General features: G+C 59.6%; 16 protein-coding genes. 5 read left to right on the top strand and 11 right to left on the bottom strand.

Going from position 1 to position 18,412, the window contains the following annotated elements; all coding sequences use genetic code 11:
- Positions 1 to 7 precede the first annotated feature (7 nt).
- The 8 genes from AC0J41_RS12515 to AC0J41_RS12480 all read right to left on the bottom strand — a co-directional run bounded on the left by AC0J41_RS12515 (position 8) and on the right by AC0J41_RS12480 (position 9,573).
- The gene (locus AC0J41_RS12515; RefSeq protein ID WP_473015773.1) at positions 8 to 985 is read right to left on the bottom strand and encodes a FecR domain-containing protein; all 978 of its coding nucleotides are present in this window, start codon (positions 983 to 985) and stop codon (positions 8 to 10) included.
- On the bottom strand, positions 986 to 1,501 hold the full coding sequence (locus tag AC0J41_RS12510; protein WP_473015772.1) for a sigma-70 family RNA polymerase sigma factor: 516 nt from the start codon (positions 1,499 to 1,501) through the stop codon (positions 986 to 988).
- Positions 1,502 to 1,586: 85 nt separating this feature from the next.
- Positions 1,587 to 2,771, bottom strand: a complete 1,185-nt coding sequence (locus AC0J41_RS12505) for an aminotransferase class V-fold PLP-dependent enzyme (RefSeq protein ID WP_473015771.1) — start codon at positions 2,769 to 2,771, stop codon at positions 1,587 to 1,589.
- Between the two features lie 15 nt (positions 2,772 to 2,786).
- Positions 2,787 to 4,031, bottom strand: a complete 1,245-nt coding sequence (locus tag AC0J41_RS12500; protein WP_473015770.1) for an MFS transporter — start codon at positions 4,029 to 4,031, stop codon at positions 2,787 to 2,789.
- A 13-nt stretch (positions 4,032 to 4,044) separates the two neighbouring features.
- The gene (locus AC0J41_RS12495; protein WP_473015769.1) at positions 4,045 to 5,895 is read right to left on the bottom strand and encodes an IucA/IucC family protein; all 1,851 of its coding nucleotides are present in this window, start codon (positions 5,893 to 5,895) and stop codon (positions 4,045 to 4,047) included.
- 36 nt (positions 5,896 to 5,931) lie between these two features.
- A complete protein-coding gene (locus AC0J41_RS12490) occupies positions 5,932 to 7,092 on the bottom strand; it encodes an NAD/NADP octopine/nopaline dehydrogenase family protein (RefSeq protein ID WP_473015768.1) in 1,161 nt (386 codons plus the stop codon).
- A gap of 28 nt (positions 7,093 to 7,120) precedes the next feature.
- Positions 7,121 to 8,164, bottom strand: a complete 1,044-nt coding sequence (locus tag AC0J41_RS12485) for a PLP-dependent cysteine synthase family protein (protein WP_473015766.1) — start codon at positions 8,162 to 8,164, stop codon at positions 7,121 to 7,123.
- A 14-nt stretch (positions 8,165 to 8,178) separates the two neighbouring features.
- Entirely contained in the window at positions 8,179 to 9,573 is a 1,395-nt protein-coding gene (locus AC0J41_RS12480) for a Y4yA family PLP-dependent enzyme (protein ID WP_473015765.1), read from the bottom strand.
- Between the two features lie 613 nt (positions 9,574 to 10,186).
- Between AC0J41_RS12480 and AC0J41_RS12475 the strand changes: the two genes are divergently transcribed.
- The 4 genes from AC0J41_RS12475 to AC0J41_RS12460 all read left to right on the top strand — a co-directional run bounded on the left by AC0J41_RS12475 (position 10,187) and on the right by AC0J41_RS12460 (position 14,295).
- The gene (locus tag AC0J41_RS12475) at positions 10,187 to 11,077 is read left to right on the top strand and encodes an HpcH/HpaI aldolase/citrate lyase family protein (protein WP_473015764.1); all 891 of its coding nucleotides are present in this window, start codon (positions 10,187 to 10,189) and stop codon (positions 11,075 to 11,077) included.
- Positions 11,078 to 11,102: 25 nt separating this feature from the next.
- A complete protein-coding gene (locus AC0J41_RS12470; RefSeq protein WP_473015763.1) occupies positions 11,103 to 11,504 on the top strand; it encodes a ParB N-terminal domain-containing protein in 402 nt (133 codons plus the stop codon).
- 110 nt (positions 11,505 to 11,614) lie between these two features.
- On the top strand, positions 11,615 to 13,852 hold the full coding sequence (locus AC0J41_RS12465; protein WP_473015761.1) for a TonB-dependent receptor: 2,238 nt from the start codon (positions 11,615 to 11,617) through the stop codon (positions 13,850 to 13,852).
- A 68-nt stretch (positions 13,853 to 13,920) separates the two neighbouring features.
- Positions 13,921 to 14,295 carry a fe2+ zn2+ uptake regulation protein gene (locus tag AC0J41_RS12460; RefSeq protein WP_473015760.1) on the top strand — a complete coding sequence of 125 codons (375 nt, stop codon included), beginning with the start codon at positions 13,921 to 13,923 and terminating at the stop codon, positions 14,293 to 14,295.
- Between the two features lie 45 nt (positions 14,296 to 14,340).
- On the opposite strand, the gene AC0J41_RS12455 is transcribed toward AC0J41_RS12460, so the two are convergent.
- The 3 genes from AC0J41_RS12455 to AC0J41_RS12445 all read right to left on the bottom strand — a co-directional run bounded on the left by AC0J41_RS12455 (position 14,341) and on the right by AC0J41_RS12445 (position 17,528).
- Positions 14,341 to 15,405, bottom strand: coding sequence for a YncE family protein (locus tag AC0J41_RS12455; protein ID WP_473015759.1), 1,065 nt, complete (start codon positions 15,403 to 15,405; stop codon positions 14,341 to 14,343).
- 76 nt (positions 15,406 to 15,481) lie between these two features.
- Complete coding sequence (locus AC0J41_RS12450) at positions 15,482 to 16,858, bottom strand: sensor histidine kinase (protein ID WP_025109689.1); 1,377 nt, start codon at positions 16,856 to 16,858, stop codon at positions 15,482 to 15,484.
- Positions 16,836 to 17,528, bottom strand: coding sequence for a response regulator transcription factor (locus AC0J41_RS12445; RefSeq protein WP_473015758.1), 693 nt, complete (start codon positions 17,526 to 17,528; stop codon positions 16,836 to 16,838). Before AC0J41_RS12445 ends, AC0J41_RS12450 begins: the two co-directional genes overlap by 23 nt.
- A gap of 117 nt (positions 17,529 to 17,645) precedes the next feature.
- Between AC0J41_RS12445 and AC0J41_RS12440 the strand changes: the two genes are divergently transcribed.
- Positions 17,646 to 18,335 (top strand): response regulator transcription factor, encoded by a 690-nt coding sequence (locus tag AC0J41_RS12440; protein WP_025109691.1) that lies wholly within the window; start codon positions 17,646 to 17,648, stop codon positions 18,333 to 18,335.
- Positions 18,336 to 18,412 lie beyond the last annotated feature (77 nt).

Here is an 18,412-nt window from a genome sequence, read left to right as displayed (position 1 = left end):
TTTTGATTCAGGCGGGGGAAAGCATGACCCAGAAGCCATTCAAATGGCCGCTGACAAGGATCGGGTAGGTTTGCGCGAGCATGTTCAAGGTGCGCTGGGTGTCGCTGATGGGGTAGGCACCGGACACACGCAGATCGGCAATCGCCGGGTCGAGGCGCACAAACCCACGGCGATAGCGAGTCAGCTCGTCGACGAAGTCTGCCAGGCGCATCTTGTCGGCCATCAACATGCCCTGCGCCCAGGCGCCGACGTAGCGGTCGGCGATGCTGACCTGGCCGAAGGTATGCGCCGAAAATTCGGTACGTTGCCCGGCATTGACGATCAGTGGTGTCCCCTGACGATTTTCCGCCAGCTCGACTTTTACCGCGCCCTCGAGCACCGCAAGGTGAGTGCGCGACTCCAGCTCTCGAACGGTGAAGCGCGTGCCCAGCGCCTGCATGCGGCCTTGCCGGGTGCTGACTAGAAATGGACGGGGCATCGGCGAGTTGTCCGTTGCGGTCTGCACCAGTATTTCGCCTTCGCGCAGATGAACGAGCCGTTGATTGGCATCGAACAGGACGTCGATGGCGGTGGCGGTATTCAGGGTGATTTTCGAGCCGTCGGCCAGGGTCAGTTCGCGTTGCTGGCCGACAGCAGTGCGATAGTCGGCCGACCATTGCTGAGACTCTGCCAGCTTCCAGCTGCCCCAGCCGGCCGGCAGGATCGCCAGGATCATCGCCAGTTTGCCCAGTGCCGCACGGCGCTCGGGACTGCTCGGACGATCTAGCGACGACATCGCCAACGACGGCGGCAACCCACCGAGTTTGCTTTGCAGCAACTGCGCCCGCGCCCAGGCGCGACTGCGTTCGGGGGTGCTGGTTTTCCAGTATTCCCATTCGGCTTGCTCAGTGTCGCTGAGCTCGCCTTCACTCAAGCGGATCAGCCAGTCGGCCGCTTCCTCTAGGGCTTGTTGATCGGGATGAGGCTGACTGCGCAGGGTGAGCATTCACTCCACCAGCAGCAGGCATTGCACGAAGGCTTGCTTCATGTAGCGTTTGATGGTGATCAGCGACACGCCCAACTCTTCGGCGATGTCGTCGTATTTCAGGCCGCTGATCTGCGAGAGCAGGAACGCACGCTTGACCAGTGGCGGCAGCGCGTCGAGCATCGCGTCGATTTCATGCAGGGTCTCCAGCACCATGAAGCGCAATTCCGGCGAAGGTACTTCCTGCGCAGGCACGTGGGCGAGAGCGTCCAGATAGGCGCGCTCCAGCGCCTTGCGCTGATACCAGTTGACCAGAATGCCCTTGGCCACGCAGCTCAGATAGGCCCGCGGTTGCTCGATGACAGTGACTTGCGAGGCCAGGATGCGCGTGAAGGTGTCTTGCGCCAGATCCGCCGCATCCATGGCGTTACCCATTTTTTTTCTCAGCGTTGCGTACAGCCAGCCGTGATGGCCGCTGTACAAGGCTTCGATCGCGCGCAGGTGATTGTCGTTGTTCGCGGGAAGGGTTTGGCTCATGGCTGCAGGCATTCATGCAATTGAGAAGTATTCCCAATGCTAGTTTACAAACTGGCTGTGACGCAAGCGCCGATTGGTGTCCGGTTCAGACTGATGGCAGTTGGCGCAGAGCCGCGATCATGGTGTCGATTTCCGCCTCGGTGTTGTACGCGTGCAGTGACGCGCGACTGACTTCCAGCAAGTCTCTGTGCTGCATGTCGAGCAGTGTCGAACGGCAGGTCGACGTTGTGACGTTGATGCGCTTGCCCTGAGCGGCCAGCCACTGCTGAATCTGCGCGGCGCTGCTATCGCGATGAGTGAAGGTGACGATGCCAGACTTGATCGCGCCAAGGTCTCGCGGAGTGACGCCCGGAATCTCCGTCAGTTGCTGGCGCAGGTACTCCGCCAGGTGTTGAATTCGTAACCACATCGGTTCGATACCTTGCGCCAACGCGTATTCCACCGCTGCACCAAGGCCCAGTTTGGCCGGGACGTTGCATTCCCAATTTTCGAAACGTCGCGCGTCCGGGCGAATGGTGAAACTGTCAGCGGTTTGCAAAGAGGCCGCATGCAAATCGAGGAAGGCCGGTTCAAGGTTCTGACACAACCCGCGTTCGACATACAGAAATCCCATGCCACGCGGCCCGCGCAAGTATTTGCGACTGGTGGCGGCGAGCATGTGGCAACCGATCTTCTGCACATCGATCGGCATCTGCCCGACGCCCTGGCAGGCATCGAGCAAATACAGCACGCCGGCCGCACGGGCGAGGGCACCGATCTGTTCGATAGGTTGCACCGGCCCGCCATTGGTGGCGATCACGGGCAGGGAAATCAGGGCAACCCGATCATCGTCGAGCATGTCCTTGAGCGACGATAACGAGACCTGGCCGTGTTCATCGTTGGGCATGATGCGAATCTCGATGCCCCGCTGCTGTTGCAATTGCAGGTATGGAATGTAGTTGCCGGCGTACTCGGTGGTCGAGGTCAGCACCACATCGCCCGGTCGCAAGGGCAACGAATAGAACGCCATGTCCCAGGCGCGCGTCGCGTTTTCGGTGACTGCGATTTCATCGGCTTGCGCGTTGATCAAGCGGCCAATGGCGCCATAGACACTTTCCACCTCGGCTGAGCACTGCCCGGCGGCCTCGTATCCGCCAAGATTCGCTTCAAGCTGAATGTGCCGGGTCATGGTTTCGATCACCGGCGCGGGCATCAGCGCTGCGCCGGCATTGTTGAAATGGATCAGGTGCGCGACAGCGGGTGTGTCGGCACGCAGTTGTTCAATGTTCAAAAGCAGACTCCTTGATCAGTCCCCCGGTGGGGCTGCACTCGGTTGCATCACCGCGGGCCAGTAGCGCAGGGCGATAATCGGGATCAGCGCCACCACGTAGGCCAGGCAAACGAACAGATAGGTGTATTGCAAGCCGTAGACCTGACTGAGCAGGCCACCGGCGGAAATCCCGGCGATCGAGGCAAACTGCGCGGTGCCCTGAGCGATGCCCAGCACATGACCCTGCTGTGAGCTGTCAGCGGTTTTCGAAATCAAGGCCATCAGCACGGGAGTGGTAGCCCCCAGCAATACGCCCCAGATGAAGTAGGCGACCACAAATACCAGCGGATTACGCGTGACGCCTGCCACAGCAGTGAGCGCGATGCAGCCGATGACGATGTAAGTGATGCGGTGCAGGGTGTCCTGCTGGCTCCGGTGTTCGAAGTAACGCGACCAGGCTGTGGCCGACAGAATAAACCCCAGTGCCAGCAAGCCGTAGCACAGGCCGACCACCGAGTTGCTGACCTCGAACACCGAGCTGACATACAGCGAGAACGAGGTCTGCGGCAGCATCCGCGCCAACAGCAGAATGCCCATTACCCCGAGCAACGACAGCAATGGCGAACCTTGCCAGAGACTGCCGGAACGACGCGCAGGGGCGGCGTTGTCCGCGACCTGCGTTTTCTTCACCGGCGGTACGTCCGGCAAGGTCACGGCAGCGATCACCGTGCACACGGCGCACAGTACCGAGGCAATGATGTTGATCCAGAAGAACGTCGCGTAATCGAGGATCAACCCGCCGACCACCGCGCCGAGCAACGAGCCGACGTTGGTGGAGATTTGCAGGATGGCGAACAGTCGCGCTCGCCGCGAAGGGGCCTCGATGCTGACTCCGTAAGCCTGTGCCGGGGCAATGTAGCCGGCGAAGGCTCCCTGCAGAAAACGCAGAATCAGAATGACCCAGATATCACTGAAGAGGGCCAGCCCAAGCTGGGTCAACGACAAGCCGGCGAGGGCGCGGATCATCATCAACTTGTGGCCGTAGCGATCGCCGATACGGCCCCAGAATGCACTGGTCAGAATAATGCCCAGCATCGGCCCGACATACACGGCGATGCTGGCGAAGCTGAAAACCGACTCCGACGTCGTCAGCCCACGCAGGTGGACAGGCCAGAACGGCCCGCTCATTTCCATCGCGCCCATCGACACTAACTGGATCGCGAATAGAAGATAAATCAGGATTCTTACTCTCGAACCCTGGATGACACCTGCATGGGACATGAGTCTGCCTCGGTTAAACGCTAGCGAGCGGGTTGGTCAGGGTGTGCTGCAAACGATAGTTGCTGTACTGCATCATGTGCATGCGCAACAACGAGCGGGTTGGCCATGGATCTTCGACGAACGCCTTGTGCTCGACTTCCCACAGCGCTGGCGCGACACGATCGCGCACAGCCTCGAAGGCCAGGTCGGTTTCCTCGCGCAATACCTGCCACAACCGGGTGTTGTCCAAGCCGTATTCCTTGGTCAGCCACAGGGCCATTTCGTGCAGATGCGTGAGGAACGCCGCATCCAGGACGAACATGCGCACCGGCTCGATGTCGCCCGAGAATACAGTCGGCAGAATGCCCGGCTGCACATGCGGTTGCAGGCTGTAGCCACGTTCTTCAAGCAGCGGCGCGTAAGTGCGGCCATCGCCGAAATCGCGGATCAGCAGACTACGTGCTTTGCCGTCAGGGGAAAACAGCACCATGGTGTTCTGCTGGTGGGCTTCGAGGGCCACGCCGTACATCAGATAGATCGCCACCACCGGGTGAGTGACCACTTTCGCGTACTCGCGGAACCAGCTCTCGACTTGTGCAACGTTGGCCCGCACGCCATCACGCTCGATGAGATCGGTGAACAACGGACGACCACTGCCCGGTAAACGGGTGAACAGCGACGCTACGGTAATTGGCAGGCAATCGTCGCGTCGCTCGAACGCAGGGGCACTGGCGCGATACACCACGGACAAGTGCCGGCCCGGATGATCGTCCTGAGTGACTGCGTTTTTGTAACGCACGCCGATTTCTTCCGGGAAGATTTCCAGGCGCTGATCAAAGCCGTTTTCAACCTCAAGAATCTTGCTGATCACGGTGCTGATACGCGGCCCCATGTGAATCGATTTGGCTTGCAGGCTGCGCAACTCACTGGTCATCCACACGGCAATCGGCAGCTTGATCAGCGGCGCGCATTCATCCAGCACGGGCATCATCGTGCGGTACGACATGGTCGGTAGCGTTGGAAGGTCGGGGCCGTCGGTAATCAGAATGCCGTCGGCGATTTCTTGCGCGAAATTCTGCAGCACGTAGGCCTGCAAATGCCAACCGTGGATTGGCAATGGCAACCAGTGATTTTCGTCCAGCCCCTTGTTGTTCAGCGAGGCTTTCCATTGCTCCCATTGCGCCGGGAAGTTTTCTGCGAACCAGGCGCGGTAATCGATCACGTGCGGCATGCTTTCGCTTTTCGCGTTGTCGGCGCGCAGCGCGGCGATGCGTAGCGGTACTTGTGCATTGAACTCGGGTGACAGTTGTTCGACTTCTTTATCGGTCAGGCCCGGGCGGGCTTTCCAGGTCGGGTAATACGGGTGACCTTCCAGCGAACCCCACTGGTCCAGAAGAATGGCAGCGTCCTTGGTACTGGCGTGCTGGCGCAGGTAGTCGGTGAAGCTGTCTAGCCCGGCATCCTTGGCAGCCTGCTCCAATCGGGCGTTCCAGCGCTGGCGATGCTGACGGGCGTGAGCGTCGTTGGTCAGGCTGTTTTCCATGTCGGCCTTGAGCCCGGCCAAGCCTTCGTCAGTCGGTTCGAAGTCGAAGCTGTCGCGCAGCACATCGAGCATGTCCTGATGGCTGGTGATGACCTGGCGTACGCCTTCATCCGTCACCAGCACCACGTCACCGTCGTTGACCACCGTGTCGGCCGGGCCTTTGGCGATATCGGCAAAGGCCAGATGAGCGCGGCCGCCCTTGAGCGGGTAAGTGGCCTGGTTGCCTTCGGCGCAAAAGCTCAGTGCCGAACGCTCGAGGATGTTTTCCGCAAAAAGGCAGCGAATCAAGCGGCGCATGGCGTTTTTACGGGAGTAGGCGATCAGTGTCTTGAAGTCATCCATATCAGCGGTCTGCTCGTCGAAAATTGAATAAAGAGATCACGCGGCGGCGCTTGTCGTGCGAGGCCAGTGGCTGGGGAAATAGTCGAGTGCCGAGTCGCGCAGGCCCTGCATGTAGCCAACGCTCCAGTGCAAGACTTCTTCGATGTAGGGCACCTTGAGGTCGAAACGCTTGGCCATCTCCACCAACAGCACCAGGCCGTAGGCAACGTCTTCGTTGAAGGCACGGCTCTCGCGTTCGATCACGTAACCGGCGCGGTTGTCGGCGGCGGGCACCATGGGTGCAAGGATGTCGTTGTAGGCCTGATTGGTGCGCAGAATCGACAACATGCTGCTCTGGTCACGGATCTGTTCGCCGTAGGCCTCGACGATTTCCTGTTTCAGTGACTTGACCGAGGACAGGTCAACGCCCATGCGCTGGCTGATGACCGCACACAACGCCTGGCTTTCCTGGTCCATGCGCTCGAGGAAGTAGGCTCCCAGTTCCGGGCACTCGGTCCACCAGCACATACGCTGCGGAAAAATCTTGCGATGCCACTGGCCGTAGGGGCCGATCAGTCCGTAGATCACCGAGCTGTGCATGATCGGGTTGCCCGGCGTCAGGGTGATCTCCAGGTAATTGTCCAGCATCGTCACGCAGGGGCCGTACAGCCTGGTGAGTATCTTCTCCAGCTGTCGGCGGGCGGTTTGCGGCTCCCGGGCGTGAGTCGCAACATACAGTTGGCTTTTGCCGCCGCCCATTTTGATCGAACGGCCCGGCGTCAACTCGAACGCGGTGTGCGGAACATCCTTCATGCCCCAGATCACCAGGTTCGGGCGGTCGGGGAGGGTGGCTTCGGCCAGCCAGTCGAAACCGCAGAAACCGGGAATCGCACCGATGTACACCGGTTTGCTCGCGTTCAGATGCGGGGCGATGTCCTTCAGGGTTTGCGCGCGGGCATGGGCCGGTACGGTGATGATGACGATGTCGGCATCCTCGACGGCAGCTCTGGCATCGGTGGTCACCCGATCCAGTCGGGCACTCAGGGTCGAACCGTCAGGCAGCAGCGCCTGCATTGGCGTCTGACGGGCGTGTTGTTCGATGATCTCCAGGTTGCTGGTAAGCATCGAAACCTGAACATCGGGCAGCTGTTTGAACAGGATGGCGTTGAGGTGACCGGTCCTGCCACCACCGCAAATGGCGACTTTCAACAGATTCATCGAGAGGCGTTCCTGTGTGAAGGGTGGGTCATGCGACGCTCAGTTGCAGCGGCGCGGAAACGGATTCCAGCCATTGGGTCTTGCCCAGCCAGGCGTCCAGTTGCGGGGCGATGCTTGCGTCGATCAGGTCGCGTTCCTGCAGCCATGTGTCATCGAACACGGTGTGCAGATATTTTTCGCCACCGTCGGCAATCGGCACGACAACGTTGCCGCTCAGCACGCCTTTGTGGATGAGCTCCAGCGCCTTGAAAATCGCACCGCCGGTCGAACCGCCCACCAACAACGCGAAATTGCGCGCGATGTAACGGGCCGTTTCAAACGCTTGAGAGTCGGTGACCTGCACACCCAGATCGATGCAGCTGTAATCGAGCACCAGGCCCACGGTGTCGCCAGCTGGCGTGCCGGTGCCCGATTGATAATAGGGATAGCCGGGATGGCCGAAGACGATCGAACCGGCGGGTTCCACCGCGACGGTGACGGTGTCCGGGTTGTGCACTTTCAAACCGCGAGCGATTCCGGTCATCGAGCCGCCGGTGCCGACACAGCCGACATAAGCACCGATAGCGCCTTCAGCCTGAGCGACGGTTTCGCGGACGAAATCGCTGTAGCCGCCGGCGTTGGCTGCGTTGTCGGACTGGTTCATGAACACGGCACCGGGAATCTCGGTCGCCAGTTGCGCGGCCATCTGTTGGCGCTCGACCACCGCGACTTCGTCCTCGCGATAGGTGCCTTTGACGAAGCGAATGTCGGCACCGAGGGCTTTCATCACGGCAATCTTGTCTTGCGCGGCGTGATGATCGACCACCGCAATGAAATGCAGACCGAACTCGACCGCTGCCATCGCCAGACCGATCCCGGTATTGCCGGACGACGACTCGACAACCACGCCGCCGGGTTTCAAACGACCGGACTTGAGAGCGGCCAGCACCATGTTGCGCGCCATGCGGTCTTTGATGCTGCCGCCGGGGTTGTTCTTTTCAATCTTCAATAACAAGCGGGCGTTGGTGTCCGGAACATCTATGCCCAACATCGGTGTATTACCGATAAGGTCCGATACTTTATTCAATATCATTTCAATTGTTCCCTTTAGTAGTCAGGTGAAAACACATAGTTACCTTCCGTACAGCAGGTCGCCGTCAACCGCCGGGGCAAGGGGTGGCGATGAAACTCGTTCTCCAGCAGGTCCATCTGATAACCGGCAGTATTGACGTAGATCAATAAGTCTCCGGCCTTGGGGGCAGTGGCAAAGTTGATCAGGCGATGGGTTATTACGTCATCGTCCAGGCAACTATGGCCGGCGATATAGGCTTGGGTGGGTGTGCCGGGTAGTTGTTCGGCACTGATCAGTATTGGGTCGACCAGGTATTCAGAGGCGAACCATGTTTCACAGGCACTGAAACTGCTGCCCTCGACAAACAGAACGGTTTTGTTATCGGCCAATTGTTTGCTTCGGGTGACGCGAAATATCGAAATGGCCGCTTGATCGACGAGGCTACGGCCTGGTTCGAGGGCCAGGGTTATATCATGAAGCTTCAAGTAACCGGCGATGGACAAACCCTGTGAATGCTCGGTTTCGAGCAATAATGCCAGCCATTGTGGCGCCGTCAATTCACTGCCATAGGGATAATAAGTGGTCGGAACTTTCTGGCTGTAATAGTTGCCGGAGTTATTGTCGTTCTGCAGAAACCGGGCATAGGCCTGCGGCTCGACATAGCGGATCGGCAAGCCTCCGCCAATATCGATCATCTGCGGATTCAGGCCCATTTCTCTGGCGGCTTCGACGAAGCCGGTCACCTCACGAAAGGCTTGTGCACGGGATTCGTATCCATAGCCGCCGAGATGGAAGTGGAAACCTTCGAAATGGAAAAACGTGGGCTGCCCGGTCAGGCGTTGCAGGCATTCAAGCACGTCTTCCGCGCCCATTCCAAATCGGCTCTCCTGACTGCTTTTCGGCCGGTAACGCAGTAAAAACCTGGCCTTCATCGTCGTTGCCTGTGAGGCGAGCACACGGGTCAGGTGATCGAATTCTTCCAGCGAGTCCACGCAAATCAACGAGCCGGCGCTGACCAGCGCCTGGTGAAACGCAACGGTTTTGGCCGGTCCCGTGGCGCAGATTTTGCCTGGCGACGTACCGGCCCGCAGTGCGGCGTGCAACTCGTGGATGCTCGATACATCGACGCCGATGCCCGAATTCACCGCCGCGCCGAGCAGGCTCTGGGACTTGTTGGCCTTGGCTCCGTAGAAGAGCGCGTGCGCCACGTTGTATTGCTGTAATACCGCCAACAACGCGTGTGCATTCAATTCAAATGCGTGGGGCCAGACCACATTCAGCGGCGAACCGTGTTGTTTAACCAGGTTCTCAAGCTTGCTCGGAAAGTCATTGATAAATGTGGAAATAAACGGGTCAATCAACGGCTTTAACAGTTCCGGATGATGAACTTTATTTCGCTGTTCAACAGGTGCTGCATTTGTTGTAGGCATAGTTGGCCCCTGGCGTCGAAAATAATCTCGCCATTGATGTTTCGATAACCGATCGTTATCGATGAGTGTCGTATTTGTTACTCGTCAGCTGCGAGTATTTAAATGCGATACTGGCGGCGGCCAGATAAAAAATGAAGATAAATTCGCAGCATCGATCGTAATAAATGGTTCACCAAACAATTGCATGAGAACCCCATTCCCTAAGGCTTGTACGGATGTGCTAATTGACCGCTAGTTGTCGGTCAATTCCGGTTTTTGAACAGTAACTGACATTCAAATGACATCACTGACATGTACTTCCCGTGACGCTGACTATCTGCTTTGGAACGAGGATAGTTCCTCTTGGCGGCGTGAACAATATTGCGAACAGGAACGATTATCAAGTAAGGTTTTCAAATATTTTTGAATAAAGACCTGCGAAAGGCGAATCAATGAACGTGTATTTACACGCTCAAGGACACGTTCGCCCTGAGATAAAAAAGCCCCTCGATTCCTTGATCAACAAGGCGTTGAGGGTTGTTGCGAGAAGCCCTGGCAGCGCCTCGAAAATCGCTGTCGGCAGGGCCTGAAATTTTTCAGAAATCATGACTGGTTCACGCCAAGGAGCAACGCCATGCAATCCGATCGACTCAGCCGCAAAACCCCACCCGCGATCAGCTACCTGTTCGTACCGGGCAACCGCTCCGAGCGGTTTTCCAAAGCCGTCGAGGCTGGCCCGGACGCGATCATTCTCGACCTCGAGGATGCCGTTCACCCCGACAGCAAAGCCGCCGCTCGCGCCGCGATCCGCGCATGGCAGGAGAACACGCCGAAGGTTGCCTGCGAGCGATACATTCGCCTGAACAGCGTCAGCAGCACGCTGTTTCGCCAGGACCTGGCCTGGCTCGGCGACATGCGCCACCCCGAACGATGCGACGGGATATTCCTGCCCAAGGCCGAATGCCCCGAAACCCTGGCGCGGGTGGTTGAACACTTGCTGGAGTGGCAGCCACGACTGCAGATCGTGGCGATCATCGAGACCGCCAAAGGCCTGCAGCAGGTCGAGGCGATTGCCGCGATTGCGGGCCTGGCGCGGCTGGCGTTCGGTTCGCTGGATTTCTCGCTGGATATCGACTGCAGCCAGACTCCCGAAGCATTTCTGTTCGCCCGCAACCGCATAGTGCTGGCTTCGCGGACAGCGGATTTGCCGTCACCGATCGACGGCGTTACTCCCGCCATCAGCGACCTGGCGGTGGTCACTCAAGACTCGCAGTACGCACGCTCGCTGGGGTTCGGCGCCAAGCTGTGCATCCATCCCGCGCAACTGGTGTCGGTACAGCGCGCCTTCCTGCCGGATTCGCATCAACTGGCCTGGGCCGGTCGGGTGATGAGCGCGGTCGCCACGGGCAGCCACGCGGTGCAAGTGGATGGTGAGATGGTCGACTTGCCGCTGATCGAGCACGCCCAGCGGCTGCTCGATGTGGCCAGCCAATACGCGCCGGTTCCCCGCGCCGACGCCTGCTGAAACCCGCTCAATCAGGAGATCCACCATGGAACACGGTTATCAGATTGCGTTGCGGCCGCTGTGTGACGTGCAGCAGTCGGAGCAGGTCGATCCGGCCAATGTGACGATGCTGCGCGAGTCGATTGTCCGCGCCGGCCATTGGCTGGAACCGATCATCGTCGAGCGCTCGCAAGGCATCGTCATGGACGGCAATCACCGCTTCAACGCGGCGTTGCAATTGGGCCTGAAGCGCGTGCCGTGCATCCAGCTCGATTACGCCGATCCGCGGGTGTGTGTGCGGCACTGGCAGACCGGGCAAGCGTTCGAAGTCGCGCGGATTTTCAGCACCATCGCCCGTGGCGAGATCTTCCCGTACAAGACCACCCGACACGCGTTTGACCCCGCGCTACCGGTGGTCGCGATCCCTTTGGAACGCCTCTACGACTGACCCGGACCGGATCAAAACCAAAAAACTTTGACTGCAGGTGATACTTTTTCGCAGATCGACTGGCAATAGGAGTGATTACCATTTTCTCTCGATGAAAGGATCCTCTCGTCATGCCTGTTGTCAGTCGTCCTAGCGGTGAGCGGGTGTTAACACTCGCCGTGCGTACCGCCATGTTGAATTTCGTTCTGGTCGCAGGAAGCGCCAACGCCTGGGCCGCCAGCCCCGAGCAACAAGACGTTGCCGCCGATAAAACCTCGAACGCGCCAGTCTCTCTGGCCGACGACAGCACGGACGCGCTGACCCTCGACACCACCAACGTCAACGCCCGTTACAACGGCGCCACGGCCTTGCCGGAAACCCTCGCCGGTGGCCAGGTTGCACGGGGTGCGCGGCTGGGCATGATGGGCAACAAAGACGTGATGGACACACCGTTCAGCGTCACCAGTTACACCGCCAAAACCCTCGCCGATCTGCAAACCGTCACGGTCGCGGACGCGCTGGAGCGTGATCCCTCGGTGCGCTCCACCGGCCAGACGGGCGGCATCGTCGACTCGTTTTTCATCCGTGGCTTCCCGATTGGCGAAGGCAACCTGGGAGAGCTGGCGTTCGACGACGTGTATGGCGTCGCGCCCAATTACCGGGTGTTCACCGAGTACGCCGAACGGGTCGAAGTGCTCAAGGGGCCGGGTGCGCTGATGTACGGCATCTCACCGAACAGTGGCGTAGGCGGGGTGATCAACATCGTTCCCAAGCGTCCACTGGACGAAGACCTGACACGGGTCACTACCACCTACGCGTCGGATTCCCAGGTCGGCGGTCATCTGGATCTCAGCCGTCGTTTCGGCTCGGAAAACCAGTTTGGCGTGCGCTTCAACGGCAACCTGCAAGGCGGCGACACGGCCATCGATGATCAGCGCCGTGATTTGGGTATCGGTGCCATCGCCCTGGATTATCGCGGTGAGCGCTTGCGCCTGAACCTGGACTACATCAGCCAGAAAGAAAGCTGGGAGGGCGCTTCGCGACCTTTCACCATCGCAGCGGGCGTCGCTGTACCGTCCGCGCCGAATGGCCGCACCAACCTGTCGCAGGATTGGGGCTGGTCGGACACCAAAGAGCAGTCGGCGTTGCTCGGCGGCGAATATGACCTGAGCGATACGGTCACCGTATTTGCCCATGCCGGTGGCGGCAAGTCGGACGTCAAGCGCATGTCCGACCAGGTGCCACGCATCCTCAACGAGGCGGGGGATACCAGCAACATCCCCGGCTACTACAAATTCAACGTTGATCGTTCCACCGCCGATGTCGGCATTCGTGGCGTGTTCGCCACCGGGCCGATCACCCACACCACCACATTGATGGCGACCCAGTACCAGGACGAGTTGTCCCGCGGCATCAACAACGGCACGGAAATCCGTTCGAACATCTATCACCCGGTCGATGTGCCCAAGCAATACATCAGCTCGCCGAAGGTGCTGCGTGTTTCCGAATCGGATCTGTCCGGCGTTGCGTTCACCGACACGCTGTCGATGCTCGACGACCGCTTCCAGTTGACGCTCGGCGTGCGCCGTCAGGACATCGAGTCGCGCAACTACAATGCGTCGGGCTCCGTCAGTTCGAAGTACAACGACAGCGCGACGACGCCACTGGTGGGGGTAGTCGTCAAGCCCTGGGACGACGTTTCCCTCTACTACAACTATGTCGAAGGCTTGAGTAAAGGCGACATTGCTCCCGGCACAGCGGCCAACGCTGGCGAGACATTCGCCCCTTATGAATCCAAGCAGCATGAACTGGGTGTGAAGTACGAGCACGGTACGTTCATGACCTCCCTGGCGTTGTTCCAGATCGAGAAACCAAGCGGTGAAGTCGGCGCCGACAACGTGTTCTCGGTGCAAGCCGAACAACGCAATCGCGGGATCGAATTGAGCATGTTCGGCGAAGTGGCACCGGGCACGCGCTTGATGGGCGGCGTGACGGTGCTGGATGGCAAGTTGACCGATTCAGCGACAGCGGCCAACAAAGGTAACAAGCCAGTGGGTGTGCCAGACGTGCAGGCCAATCTTTGGGCTGAATGGGATACGCCATGGCTGGAGGGTTTCACCCTGACGGGCGGGGCCATTTACACCGACAGTCAATACGTCAACCAGGCCAACACCCAGGAACTGGATTCCTGGACCCGTTTCGATGCCGGCGCACGCTACGCAACGAAAATCGAAGGCCGGCCGACGACCTTCCGCGCTACGGTGCAGAACGTGTTTGATCGTGAGTACTGGTCGGGCGTTGCTTCTTACGGCGCGTTCTCGCCGGGCTATCCGCGCACCTTGCAGCTGTCGGCTACGGTCGATTTCTGATGCGTGAGGGCAGGCACAGCCGGTTGGCTGCTGTCTGCCATTTTCAATGGGCGGGCAGGAGTACTCGCATGCTGGAAAATCCGGGATTTACCTCGACAATCAAGTGTCGCCCGATTCAAGTCACGACTCACCAACTCCCCCTCGAATTTGATTGCAGCGGCAATCGCCACATCCGTGAGATGTTGCGGGTTTACGGACTGCGCACCAGCCTCTTTCGGTTGAAGGTGATCAACGCCCTGATCCTCGCTGCGCAAGAGGGACGCCTGATCGGCGTGCCCGGCGTGCATGCCTATATAGAAGCGTCTTTTCCCCAACTGCCGATTGTCAGCGTGCGCGAAGTACTCAAACGTCTTGCCGAGGTGGACGTGATCACCGCTCAATCGGACAGAAGCTACCGCTTTACTCCCCAGGCGCAGGACATGCTCAAACCGTATCTGGGATAACGCGCCTGAACCGTCGGATCCCGACGACTGCGCCGTACCGTTGCCTCAATTCGCCTGCAATGTCAGCACCGTAAACGTGTCCGGATGGAACACCGGGTCCGGTCTGGGTTGATCCTGACTCGGGGCCGGCTGCGTGAAATCGGCACTGAACAGGTAGGCTTGCCCGCGCTTGGCATCCAGTACCATGTTGTGTGCCCAAGGCCGTGTGCCGATCGAACCAAGCAAACGATAGCTGCCCTGAGCGCTGCGCTGAATCACTGCCAGACTCGCATCGGCGCCGCTGGGAGCCAGCAGTTGGTCGCGTTGATGGTCGTAGGCCAGCGTGTTGACCGCGTGCCCGATGGGCAGGGTATCCAGTAACTTTCCGGTCGCGAGATCTGCGATGACCAAGCGAGGCTTGTCACCCCGGCAGGCCACGAACAAACGCTGATGCACCTGATCGGCGGCGATCGCGCCGGGCTTGCTACAGCCTTCGAAGGTCCAGAATTGCTGCTGCGCCAGCGTTGCACCGGACAGCACGGCCACTTGGTCTTCATCCCGCATGGGGACTAAAAAGGTGCCGTTATCCAGCACCAGTGGGCCATCGAGCTTTTGTGCCGGGACATCGACCGAGCCCGTCAGCCGGTCGCTTTTCGGATCGATCAGGTAGAGCGTCGAATGATCCCCACGGCGACCGCTGGTGACAATCACCCGGTCGCGACTTGCGTCGTAGAGCAGATTGTTCAGGTTGCCTGAGTCCAGTTCCAGCCGCTGCAGCACCTGCAGCCGATCCAGCGCCACGATGCTCAGCGAGCCGTCCATGTTCGCCACATACAGGCGGTTATGCCGAGGCACGAAGGTGACGGCATTGGCGCCGGCGGAATTGTCGAGTGTTTTCAGCAACCGTTGCCGCTCGACGTCGAACACCGACAGCCCGTTTTCCCGGCGTGCAATGAACAAGTAAGGCCGTTGCGGATCAAGTGCGCCAAAGCCCCAACTGTGGCCTTCACCCGCCAAGGCCTGGGTGGCGCTGACGGTGTACAGCAACGGTTCGCTGGCCTGGGTCATCTGGACGCTGAGCAGGCAGGTAGCAAGGCTCGCAAGGGCCAGCAGGTTTTTTCGCAACGGCATCAATGTTCTTCACATTCCAAAGGTGTCTGGAGGTCTGGGCGCGGCCCGGGGGGCAAAACGGGGAGCATCATAGCAATCACGCGAGGGCGTTTGCTCCGGTCTTGCCGAGCAGATCGATCCGGCAGCCCGGAGACGCATCGCTGACGCTGAGTTTCATATCATGCAGGCGTGCAACGGCCGCTACCATGCTCAGCCCCAGGCCGTTGCCCGGTGTATGACGGCTTGATTCGGCCCGGTAAAGTCGGCGCAACACCGCTTCACGTTCCGCCGGCGCAATTCCCGGGCCGTTGTCCGCTACCTGAATGCCTGTCGACTCCTGATCAGCGATAACGCTCAGGCGTACCTGGCTATGGTCCGGGCTGAACTTGATGGCGTTATCCAGCAAGTTGCAGACCGCATCGAACAACAGTTGCGCATCGCCGGCGATCATCGCCGGAAGCCGGCTTTCAGTCAGCGTCAGGCTGATACCGCGCTCTTCGGCCAACGGCTCATAGAGCTCGGCGGCGTCGGCGCAGATCAGGTTCAGGTCCAGCGTCGCGAAGTGGCTGCGGCGTGCACTGTTTTCGATTTCCGAGATACGCAGCAGCGCCTTGAACGTCAGCAGCAGCGCCTTGGCTTCAGTCAAAGCGGCGTTGATGCTGGCAGCGTATTGCGCTTCATCCAGTCCGCGCCGCTGGGCACGTTCAAGCCCGGCGATCAGCCGGGTCAGCGGTGTACGCAAATCGTGAGCAATGTCGTCGCACACGCCTTTGACTTCGCTCATCAGGCGTTCCAGCTCATCCAGCATGCCGTTGACCACATCAGCGAGACGGTCGATATCGTCGTTGGTCCCTTGAATGGGCAGCCGTCCGGTGAGATCGCCTTCGATGATGCCCTTGATCGAACGACTGACTTTGTCCAGGCGCCGGTGAGCCGAATACCCCAGGGCGACTGCTCCGCACAGACCGACAACCAGTAACAGCACACCGCCGGAAATCAGCGCATTGATCAGCAGTTCATCGAACTCGCGGATGTCATGAACATCTTGCGCCACCATCAGGAGCTTGCCGTCGGCCTGACGGTGCACGATGAACCGCACAGGGCGGTGGTGACCGTTGGCCTTGAGCCAGCGAAACTCCTGCGGTTTGTCAAAAGCGGAGTAGGGCGGCAGTTCCTGTATGGCACCGGCGATGAACTTGCCCTGCGCATCGAACAGGCTATGCGGCAAACGCGCTTCGGCATCCTGCACGGCATGTTTGCGGATTTCCTGGAGCTGCAACTCGGGGGGCTGCGCACTGCGGTTTTCCACCTGGCGATACAACGCCGTATCGGCTTCGGTTTTCAGGTAGAACGCGGTTTGCCAATAGATGTAGCCGAACAACGCCAGGAACGAGGCGCCGAACAGGCCGAGAAACAACAGCCCGGTGCGAAAGCTGATGGTGCGCGGAATTTCACTCAGGTGAACGTAAAACATAACCGGCTCCCCGAATGGTATGGATCATCGGCAGCTCGCCTTCACCGTCGATCTTGCGGCGCAGACGACTCATGTGAACTTCAATCACGTTGGTACGTTCGTCGTAGCTGTAATTCCACACGGCCTCGAACAGCATGGTGCGCGTGACGACCTGACCGGCGTTGCGGATCAAGTGTTCGAGCAGGGCGTACTCGCGCGGGACCAGATCGATGACCCGCTCACCGCGTCGCACGGTCCGGCTCAGCAGGTCGACTTCCAGGCTGGCAACCCGCAGACGGGTTTCGCGGGCCTGCGTCGGCACTTCGTTGCGGCGACGATTCAAGGCATCCAGGCGAGCGGTCAACTCGATGAACTCGAACGGTTTGGTCAGGTAATCGTCACCACCGGCGCGCAGGCCACGGACTCGCTCATCGAGCGCACTGAGGGCGCTGAGAATCAGCACCGGCGTGGTCACACTCGCGGCGCGCAAGGACGTCAGCACGCCCAGGCCGTCGAGGCCACCGGGCAACATCCGGTCAAGCACGATCAGATCGAACGGTTCACTCAAGGCCTTGAGCAAGCCATCGCGCCCATTGTTGACGCAACTCACCGTAAATCCGTGATCAGACAGCGCCGCTTCGATTTCACGGCAGGTAGGCAAGTCGTCCTCGACGACCAGAACATGGGTCATGGCAGTTGAACCGCTCACATTGTCAGACTGAGATGGCATAGTGTGGCAAAGCTTGGCGGGGCGCCACGTTCCCACCAGGTAAATAAAAGTTCAGGTTCGATCGATGGAGAGTTTTCCTTGCGCATTCTAGTGGTTGAAGACGACGCTCAGACGGCGGCTTATCTGGAGCGCGGATTGAGTGAAAGTGGCCACGTGGTGGATATCGCCAGCGATGGCAACAGCGGTCTGGACATGGCCCTGGAGCGGATTCATGACGCCTTGATTGTCGATCGGCGCCTACCCGGTCTGGATGGCATTGGCCTGATCAAAGCCATCCGTGCACAACAGTTGCGCGTGCCGATCCTGATGCTCAGCGCGCAGTCGACCACTGCGCAAAAGGTTGAAGGGCTGCAAGCCGGGTGCGATGACTATCTGGGCAAACCCTATGCGTTCGCCGAAGTGCTGGCGCGTCTGGATGCCTTGTTGCGTGGTCGCGATCAAGTCAGCGGTCCGGCGCGGCAACTGGCGGTTGGCGAACTGCAACTGGACTGCGCCACGCGTACCGCCGTGCGCGGCGGGCGGGTCATTGCCCTGCAGCACCGAGAAGCCTTGTTGCTGGAAAAACTGATGCGCCACAGCGGGCAGGTGGTAACGCGCGACATGTTGCTCGACAGTGCCTGGAACTACGATTTCGACCCCAACGACAACGTCATCGATAAACACATCCACCGCTTGCGCCGCAAACTTGATGAGGGCTTCGCGTACTCGCTGATCAGGACGGTACCAGGCGCCGGGTACAGTTTTCAGGTCGCGCCGGTCGAGGAGTGAAGCCCGCGTTCGGGGCAGTTAAATAAAAGTTTATCTGCCGGCGAACGCTCTGGCAGGCGCCCCTCGCTATCTTCCCC

This window comes from Pseudomonas sp. Arb-4-2C (genome assembly GCF_055755015.1).
The sequence above is the reverse complement of the archived record's forward strand: the minus strand, read 5'-3'. Positions and strand labels throughout refer to the sequence as shown.

Bases quoted from the DNA above. Each gene is read 5' to 3' on its own strand.
- AC0J41_RS12455 (WP_473015759.1), bottom strand. From the start codon at position 15,405: ATGCCGTTGCGAAAAAACCTGCTGGCCCTTGCGAGCCTTGCTACCTGC.
- AC0J41_RS12510 (WP_473015772.1), bottom strand. From the start codon at position 1,501: ATGAGCCAAACCCTTCCCGCGAACAACGACAATCACCTGCGCGCGATC.
- AC0J41_RS12500 (WP_473015770.1), bottom strand. From the start codon at position 4,031: ATGTCCCATGCAGGTGTCATCCAGGGTTCGAGAGTAAGAATCCTGATT.
- AC0J41_RS12445 (WP_473015758.1), bottom strand. From the start codon at position 17,528: ATGACCCATGTTCTGGTCGTCGAGGACGACTTGCCTACCTGCCGTGAA.
- AC0J41_RS12515 (WP_473015773.1), bottom strand. From the start codon at position 985: ATGCTCACCCTGCGCAGTCAGCCTCATCCCGATCAACAAGCCCTAGAG.
- AC0J41_RS12470 (WP_473015763.1), top strand. From the start codon at position 11,103: ATGGAACACGGTTATCAGATTGCGTTGCGGCCGCTGTGTGACGTGCAG.
- AC0J41_RS12475 (WP_473015764.1), top strand. From the start codon at position 10,187: ATGCAATCCGATCGACTCAGCCGCAAAACCCCACCCGCGATCAGCTAC.
- AC0J41_RS12465 (WP_473015761.1), top strand. From the start codon at position 11,615: ATGCCTGTTGTCAGTCGTCCTAGCGGTGAGCGGGTGTTAACACTCGCC.
- AC0J41_RS12485 (WP_473015766.1), bottom strand. From the start codon at position 8,164: ATGATATTGAATAAAGTATCGGACCTTATCGGTAATACACCGATGTTG.
- AC0J41_RS12490 (WP_473015768.1), bottom strand. From the start codon at position 7,092: ATGAATCTGTTGAAAGTCGCCATTTGCGGTGGTGGCAGGACCGGTCAC.
- AC0J41_RS12495 (WP_473015769.1), bottom strand. From the start codon at position 5,895: ATGGATGACTTCAAGACACTGATCGCCTACTCCCGTAAAAACGCCATG.
- AC0J41_RS12450 (WP_025109689.1), bottom strand. From the start codon at position 16,858: ATGTTTTACGTTCACCTGAGTGAAATTCCGCGCACCATCAGCTTTCGC.
- AC0J41_RS12480 (WP_473015765.1), bottom strand. From the start codon at position 9,573: ATGCCTACAACAAATGCAGCACCTGTTGAACAGCGAAATAAAGTTCAT.
- AC0J41_RS12460 (WP_473015760.1), top strand. From the start codon at position 13,921: ATGCTGGAAAATCCGGGATTTACCTCGACAATCAAGTGTCGCCCGATT.